The following is a 6,213-nucleotide window of genomic DNA, read 5'->3' on the forward strand; positions in this document are numbered from 1 at the left end:
GGCATATCGGGATTGCGCGGCCCGTAGCCGTCGTGCGCTTGCGCGACAGTGAGGCCACCCCGCTCCTTGATCGCCTTGGCGCCCAGCGTTCCATCGGAATCACCGCCCGACAGAATGACGCCCACGGCATATTCGCCCTGGTCTTCAGCGAGCGCACTAAAGAAGATGTCGACGGGTTTGCGCTCTTGGGTAAGCCCGTTGGGCCGCCGCAGGCGCAGCACACCGTTGGCGATCGCCAGAGTGACGTTTTGTGGCATCACGTAGACGTGGTCAGGTACAACAGCTATGCCATCCTCGGCCACAACGACAGGCATCTCGGTGTAGCGGCTGACAACTTCATGCAACAGACTTTCTCGCTTCGGGCTGAGATGCGTGATGATGATGAACGCCATGCCGGGCTGGCTGGTAACGCCTTTGAACAAGCCTTCCATCGCGGGAATGCCACCCGCGGACGCGCCGATGCCAACGATGGGAAATCTAGTCGATCGGGCAGTCACGGCATGTCCCCCTTTCGCCGACCCGACATGAAGTCTCCTCAAGGCCGGATCGAACAGGACACAACCATATAGCGCGCAAGAGGTATGGAACAAGACGTCAGGGATGACGTTGAACCCGATATCAATGGTGGTTCAATGACGAAACGCTCTGCTGACATAAAACTCCGAGCGCCAGTGGTGTCAGGGGCGCCTGGATCGCTAGCAGATTCCGATGCGGGGCCCGTCCCGGATCGCATGCTGATGCTTGCGAAGCGGTTGCAGGCGGCCTTGGATGACAGAATTCGGAAAGCAAATCCTCTGCATTCTAACCTCCGTTGCAAGAAAGGATGACGACGTGCGCGACCTGCGGGGGCTGCATATTCTGATAGTTGAAGACGAATGGACGATGGCGGGAGATCTTGCGCGGTTTTTCAGCAATATGGGCGCCATAATCCTTGGTCCCGCTGCAACCGTCGAACAGGCTTCCAAACACACCGGGACGGCCGAAGCTGCAATCCTCGACGTCAATCTCAATGGCCGACGCGTGTTTCCAATCGCCGATGAGTTGATGCGCCGGGGTGTCCCCTTCGTGTTCTTCAGTGGCGATGACGACATCGCCATTCCCGACCATCTCCGCTATGCCAGCAATCTGCGGAAATCCTCGGGCAGCCAGGCGGTGTTCAACGCACTCTTTCCCCCGCAGGAATCGGGGCGGGCGCCCCCCGGACCGGACCCGTCCGACGACGTCTTCGCGCTTTTGCCCAAACTGCGACTTGCGGCGCGCCTTTTGCTGGGAGACGTCGACGCATCGGATCGGCTCGTCGAGAGGACGCTCGAGCAAGCGATCCGGGATGTCGACCGCAGACAGCCTGGTCAATCCACTGAAAACTGGCTCAACGGCATCATGCGAGAGATGGCGAAAACCCGCGGCGCAAACCTGATGCATTAATTTTACCCTCCCTCTCAGGCTGAAGTGCTAAGCCGCGGGGCCGTCATTGTTGACCACATCTCGACAACTGGGCCGTACAGATCAGCCGCTTGGCTTGCGTCATCAGCCCTTCTGATCGCGCTCGACGAATTTGTTGAAACGGCTGGCTTTCCCCTCCCCAGTCTTGGCCTGATACAGAAAGGCCAGATCGTTCTCGTCGAATATCCGGAAGAACTCGTCCCATTCGATGGGCTCGAATGCTTCCTCAGGCTCACCGAAGTCGATCCGCAGGATGCCGCCCTCGCCTTTTGTGCGTACCACTGCCGGCCGGCCGTCCCGCTCCTCGGCCCACTTGCGAATTTCGTCGTGGTCGGTGGTCGTTTGCGACTGAGACATTGAAATCTCCTTTGATCGGCGTTGCTCCATGGGACACGCGGGCTGTCGGGCGTCCTAACAGCACAAGGGCGTCAATGTTCCAGCACCGCGCCGTGATCGCGATGCCGGCCCAACGAAGTCCGCCAAAGGAACTTTGTTGAAGCAAGGGAACAAACCTTTTGCCGAAAAGTTCGGGGCGCCGAGGTTACTTGTCTGAGGAGTCGTCGTGAAACGCATATTGGTTACAGGAGGCTGCGGCTTCATCGGCCGGCATGTCGCACAGGAACTCGTCGAGCAGGATTATTCGGTTCGCATCCTCGATGCGCTGCTGGAGCAGGTGCATGCGGGCGAAGCCGTCGCGCTTCCCGCCGGGACCGAACTGATCAAAGGTGATGTCCGAGACCGGGAGGCGGTCGCCAGTGCGCTGGAAGGTGTTGACGCGGTCATTCATCTGGCGGCGGAAGTCGGCGTCGGACAATCGATGTACGAGATCGCGCGCTATGTCGGCGCCAATGATCTCGGCACCGCAACGCTACTTGAAGCACTGATCAAGCACCCGGTCGAACGGATCGTCGTCGCCTCGTCGATGAGCGTCTATGGCGAAGGGCTCTATGCAACGCCAGACGGCCGGCGCATCGACAATGCCCGGCGCAAGGCGAGCGACATCAAAAGCGGGCAATGGAATCCGCTGTCGCCAGAGGGAGCCCCCCTCTCGCCGCTGCCGACGGACGAAGAAAAGCCGGTCGATCTCGCCTCAATCTATGCGCTGACAAAATACGCACAAGAACGCGCTGTGCTGATCTTCGGCGAAGCCTATGGCATCGATGCTGTCGCGTTGCGCCTGTTCAATGTCTTCGGCGCCGGCCAGGCATTGTCGAACCCCTATACCGGCGTGCTGGCCAACTTCGCTTCGCGTCTCGCCAACGGCCAACGGCCAATGATCTTCGAGGATGGCGAACAGAAGCGCGATTTCGTCCATGTGCATGACGTCGCCCGCGCCTTTCGCCTTGCACTGCAGCAACGCCAGGCAAAGGGTCATGTCATCAACATCGGCAGCGGCCGAGCCTACGCGATCAGCGAAGTCGCACGATTGCTGGCCGAGGCCATGGGGACACCGAACCGCTCGCCCGAACTGCTCGGCAAAGCGCGCTCCGGCGATATCCGCAACTGCTTCGCCGATATTTCCAAGGCCCGTGAGCTGCTCGGTTTCGAGCCGGTGCGGCAACTGGAGAATTCGCTCGGCGATTTCGTTTCCTGGGTGCGTAACACGTCCGCCGTCGACCGCGGCGCCGACATGAAACGCGAGCTCGAAGAACGCGGGCTGGTGTCATGAACACACGCAATCGAAGCGACGCGCCGGTCGCCATCGTCGGCGGCAGCGGCTTCATAGGATCGAACCTCGCCGACAGCCTGTTGTCGGATGGCGAACCGGTGCTGGTGATCGACAATCTCAGCCGTCCGGGCGTCCAGCAGAACCTTGAATGGCTGGCGCAAAAACACGCCAGTCGCCTCACGGTGGAGACCATCGACGTGCGGGACGCCAACGCCTTGGCGCCGGCTCTGACGGGTTCAAAGGCAATTTTCCATCTGGCCGCGCAAACCGCCGTCACCACAAGCCTGGTCCAGCCGGGCGAGGATTTCGACATCAACCTTCGCGGAACATTCAACGTACTGGAGGCGGCGCGACTGAGCGGTGAGTGTATTCCTGTTGTCTTCGCCAGCACCAACAAGGTCTATGGCAGCCTGCCCGACGTCGCGGTCCGCGAGGACGGCGACCGCTATGTGCCTTGCGACAGCGTCATCCAGGCGAACGGCATCGATGAGGCTCGGGGCCTGGACTTCTGCACGCCCTACGGTTGCTCCAAGGGCGCGGCGGACCAGTATGTGCTCGACTACGCCAAATCCTACGGCATGCCGACGGCGGTGCTGCGGATGAGCTGCATCTATGGACCGCGCCAGTTCGGAACCGAGGACCAGGGCTGGGTCGCGCACTTCCTGCTCAGCGCGCTGACGGGACGCCCCATCACCATTTACGGTGACGGCAGGCAAGTGCGCGATATCCTACATGTTTCCGATGCCGTCGCCGCCTACAGGGCCGTACTCGACCACATCGAGACGACCAAAGGCCAGGCATTCAATCTTGGCGGCGGCCCGGAAAATGCGCTCAGCCTGCGCACGCTGTTGAGCGAGATCCGTGGCCTGACCGGCCATGAGCTTTCAATCCGCCATGATGGCGAACGCACCGGCGACCAGCCCTTCTTCGTCGCCGACACCCGCAAGATCAAAACCGCGCTTGGCTGGATGGCCCAGGTTTCATGGCGCGAAGGCGTCCGCGACCTAGCCGACTGGCTGCAGCGCCACCGGCTCGAGCCTCACCCCGAAGCCGTGAGGTACGTCGCATGAAAATCGCTCTGGTAAACCCATTCTGGACCTACGACGACAGCATCTATTTCGGCTGCCGCCAACCACATCTGCCGCTGGAACTCGGCTATTCGAAGGCCCTGCTCGAAGCCGCCGGACATGAGGTGCTGATGCTGGATGGTCAGTTGCAGAAGCTCGACAATTCCGGTCTTTGCGAGCGGGTGGCCGATTTCGCCCCGGCAATGACTGTCGTCAGTACCGCGCCGACCTATCTGTTCTGGCGCTGCGCACCGCCGGAATTGCGCGTGCCGGCCGATTTCCTCAACCTTCTCGCCGGGCGCGGTGGACGCACGGTCGCCGTCGGCCCGCACGGCTCGGCCACGCCGGCGCCAACCTTGCGCAAGCTCGGCGTCGACATCGTCGTGCGCGGCGAATGCGAAGAAGTCGTCGAGCAACTTGCCCGGCGCGACGATTGGAGCGCAGTGCCCTCAACCGCTTATCTGCGGGATGCCAGGGTGGTTTCGAACGGCGGCGTCCACGCCAGCTCGTTTGTCGATCATCCACCCCTCGAATGGCCTGCGGACTGGATCGCAGCCCATTCGCACCACCATCACAGGTTCGATGACAATCAGGTCGGGTTCGGCGCGGAAGTCGAGGCATCGCGCGGCTGTCCCTACAATTGCAGCTTCTGCGCCAAGATCGATTTCCGTGATGCCTATCGCCGTCGAAACCACGAAGCGGTGGTCGCGGAGATCGATCGGCTGATTGCCCAAGGTGTCGGCTACATCTACTTCATCGACGAAATCTTCCTGCCGCAAAAAGCGTTGCTGGAAGCCTTGGTCGATCGCAATGTGAAATTCGGCGTGCAGACCCGCATCGATCTGTGGAAGCCCGAGCTGCTGGAATTGCTGGGCGCCGCAGGCTGCGTCTCCATTGAAGCAGGGCTCGAAAGCCTGACGGTTGAAGGCCGGGCGATGCTGGCCAAGCGCTGCCGGCTGGGCACCGAGGAACTTGCCGCGCTGCTCGTCGATGCTAGACGTCACGTTCCATTCGTTCAAGCCAATCTGATCGGCGTGGTCGAGGATGATCCCGCCCTGGTCGAGCGCTGGCGAACCCACCTGATCGACCACGGCGTATGGGCCAATGAACCTGTTCCGCTTTATCCGTATCCGAGTTCGCCCAGCTATCGCGAGCTTTGGGGCGAACCCGACGACCTTGCCTGGGAGCGCGCCCATGACCACTATCTCGCATCCTTCCAGAAATTCAGTGACATCCAGGAGAAGCGGCCCCGGCCGCTGGCGGAACTGGAGGCGACATGTTGCGGACACTGACGCCGCGCTCGTGGCGCATCCTGATGACCGTCGATGCCGTGGGCGGCGTATGGCGCTATGCGCTTGATCTGGCAAGGGAACTTGTGAACGGCGGCGACAGCGTGGTGCTTGCCGGGCTCGGTCCCCAGCCGACGAGGCAGCAGGCTGCGGAGGCAGAGGCTTTCACCACGCTGATCTGGTTGAACACGCCGCCGGATTGGATGACCCACAACGGCGGCGACCTGGATGCGCTACCGCGAGAATTGCTTGCGCCCATGCGCGACCACGCCATCGACCTAGTCCATTTCAACGCGCCGACGCAGGCGGCGGGATTCGATGCGCCGTGCCCAGCCGTGGCGGTCTCCCATTCCTGCGTGACGACATGGTTCCACGCCGTCAGGAAACAGGCAGTGGATGGCGCGTGGGCCTGGCAGAAGGAGCGCAACAGGCGTGGCTTCAATCGGGCCGACGCAGTCATCGTGCCGAGCCGCAGCCACGCCGACATGCTTGAGACCTGCTACGGCCCGATCGCGCGTCTGAGTGTGGTGGGAAATAGTGCCAGTCCGGTGCCGAAGGCCGAAAAGCGCCAACCGCTCGTCTTCGCCGCTGCCCGCTGGTGGGACGAGGGGAAGAATGCGGCGGTGATCGACCAGGCCGCGTCGCTGACGCGATGGCCCGTCTTTGCCGCCGGTTCGATGCACGGTCCGAACGGCGGGCGTACCAGCTTCAGCTATGCTGTTCCTCTGGGAGCACTGCCGGCTCA

At 61.9% G+C, this 6,213-nt stretch carries 7 protein-coding genes; 5 read left to right on the forward strand and 2 right to left on the reverse strand.

The window, feature by feature from the left end; all coding sequences use genetic code 11:
* The coding region (locus EN994_RS13920) for a chemotaxis protein CheB (RefSeq protein ID WP_245466023.1) at nt 1-431 on the reverse strand (431 nt) is incomplete at its 3' end.
* Nucleotides 432-768: 337 nt separating this feature from the next.
* Here EN994_RS13920 and EN994_RS13925 point away from each other — a divergent pair.
* Nucleotides 769-1,425, forward strand: coding sequence for a response regulator (locus EN994_RS13925; protein WP_082826656.1), 657 nt, complete (start codon nt 769-771; stop codon nt 1,423-1,425).
* A gap of 102 nt (nt 1,426-1,527) precedes the next feature.
* Here EN994_RS13925 and EN994_RS13930 read toward each other — a convergent pair whose 3' ends face one another.
* The gene (locus EN994_RS13930; RefSeq protein ID WP_063170158.1) at nt 1,528-1,800 is read right to left on the reverse strand and encodes a hypothetical protein; all 273 of its coding nucleotides are present in this window, start codon (nt 1,798-1,800) and stop codon (nt 1,528-1,530) included.
* 205 nt (nt 1,801-2,005) lie between these two features.
* Between EN994_RS13930 and EN994_RS13935 the strand changes: the two genes are divergently transcribed.
* The 4 genes from EN994_RS13935 to EN994_RS13950 form a co-directional block, all read left to right on the forward strand.
* Nucleotides 2,006-3,112 (forward strand): SDR family NAD(P)-dependent oxidoreductase, encoded by a 1,107-nt coding sequence (locus EN994_RS13935; RefSeq protein WP_024502367.1) that lies wholly within the window; start codon nt 2,006-2,008, stop codon nt 3,110-3,112.
* Complete coding sequence (locus EN994_RS13940; RefSeq protein ID WP_063170157.1) at nt 3,109-4,182, forward strand: NAD-dependent epimerase/dehydratase family protein; 1,074 nt, start codon at nt 3,109-3,111, stop codon at nt 4,180-4,182. Before EN994_RS13935 ends, EN994_RS13940 begins: the two co-directional genes overlap by 4 nt.
* The gene (locus EN994_RS13945; RefSeq protein WP_063170156.1) at nt 4,179-5,471 is read left to right on the forward strand and encodes a TIGR04295 family B12-binding domain-containing radical SAM protein; all 1,293 of its coding nucleotides are present in this window, start codon (nt 4,179-4,181) and stop codon (nt 5,469-5,471) included. Before EN994_RS13940 ends, EN994_RS13945 begins: the two co-directional genes overlap by 4 nt.
* A 23-nt stretch (nt 5,472-5,494) precedes the next feature.
* On the forward strand, nt 5,495-6,213 hold a 719-nt coding region (locus EN994_RS13950), incomplete at its 3' end, for a glycosyltransferase family 4 protein (protein WP_245466024.1).

It is taken from the genome of Mesorhizobium sp. M7A.F.Ca.CA.002.09.1.1 (assembly GCF_003998555.1).
GTDB lineage: Bacteria > Pseudomonadota > Alphaproteobacteria > Rhizobiales > Rhizobiaceae > Mesorhizobium > Mesorhizobium ciceri.

Bases quoted from the DNA above. Each gene is read 5' to 3' on its own strand.
- EN994_RS13925 (WP_082826656.1), top strand. From the start codon at position 769: ATGACAGAATTCGGAAAGCAAATCCTCTGCATTCTAACCTCCGTTGCA.
- EN994_RS13930 (WP_063170158.1), bottom strand. From the start codon at position 1,800: ATGTCTCAGTCGCAAACGACCACCGACCACGACGAAATTCGCAAGTGG.
- EN994_RS13940 (WP_063170157.1), top strand. From the start codon at position 3,109: ATGAACACACGCAATCGAAGCGACGCGCCGGTCGCCATCGTCGGCGGC.
- EN994_RS13945 (WP_063170156.1), top strand. From the start codon at position 4,179: ATGAAAATCGCTCTGGTAAACCCATTCTGGACCTACGACGACAGCATC.